The sequence below is a fragment of the Xenorhabdus sp. IM139775 genome (genome assembly GCF_028598745.1).
Taxonomy (GTDB): domain Bacteria; phylum Pseudomonadota; class Gammaproteobacteria; order Enterobacterales; family Enterobacteriaceae; genus Xenorhabdus.
The window spans coordinates 1-708 of the sequence record NZ_JAQRFK010000231.1 but is presented as its reverse complement, the minus strand read 5'-3'; the positions used below and the strand labels follow the sequence as shown (position 1 = coordinate 708).

2 protein-coding genes are annotated in these 708 nt (G+C 29.5%); both read right to left on the bottom strand.

Translation table 11 applies throughout. The annotated features are described in order from the left end of the window. Positions 1-74 precede the first annotated feature (74 nt). Complete coding sequence (locus tag PSI17_RS17180) at positions 75-446, bottom strand: hypothetical protein (protein WP_273553107.1); 372 nt, start codon at positions 444-446, stop codon at positions 75-77. A 2-nt stretch (positions 447-448) separates the two neighbouring features. Further along, positions 449-708: hypothetical protein (locus tag PSI17_RS17175; protein WP_273553106.1), on the bottom strand; the 260-nt coding region annotated here is incomplete at its 5' end.

Genomic DNA, 708 nt, shown 5'->3' with positions numbered 1-708 from the left:
TGAGCCGCTCTTAAAAGAAGAAAGCCGGAAGATCACGGGGATCTATCCGGTTTTTTAAGAGAAAGAAGAGCTAATTAAAGGAAAGAAACAGTAATTCTATCTGGATAAATTTTGATATACTCATTTTCTAAATATGAGTATTCATATAATAATTCATCTTGAAATACTAAATTAGACAAAAATAATTTATCTTCTACCAAATAACCATTCATTTCATAAGAAAATGTATTTCCTTGTTGTTTTAATGATATGCTTTTTTCCTTAGATGGCTCAATTTTAACATCATCTAAAAACATAAATCCAAGCTCAACTAAGTAAGTATTACCAACTTGCAAAGATGTTGGAAAATCATTTATAAAACAACATATTTCATACTCTCCGAATGATAGAGTAGCTTCTTCTTCAATATTTTCATTCAAAGAAATAATTTTTGCATAATATTTCATGATTATAATCCGTTGATATCCCTTGGAACTAAATTAATAGTTTTGTTATTTTTATCACCGTTAAGTAATTTCCAAATATCTTTACCACTCTTAGTATGGATTGTCGCTATTTGACCTTGAGGATTAACGCCGACAAATGCCATCTGAGCATCTCCCTTTTTAGTATTCCTCATGTACATGACATATCCAATACGATGCTGATCTAGCGGCTTATAATAATATTCAATTTTATGTCCATTCTTCATTACATCCTTACCAATTT

What these genes read in the sequence shown, in the direction of transcription:
- PSI17_RS17180 (WP_273553107.1), bottom strand. Translation starts at nt 446, where the DNA reads ATGAAATATTATGCAAAAATTATTTCTTTGAATGAAAATATTGAAGAA.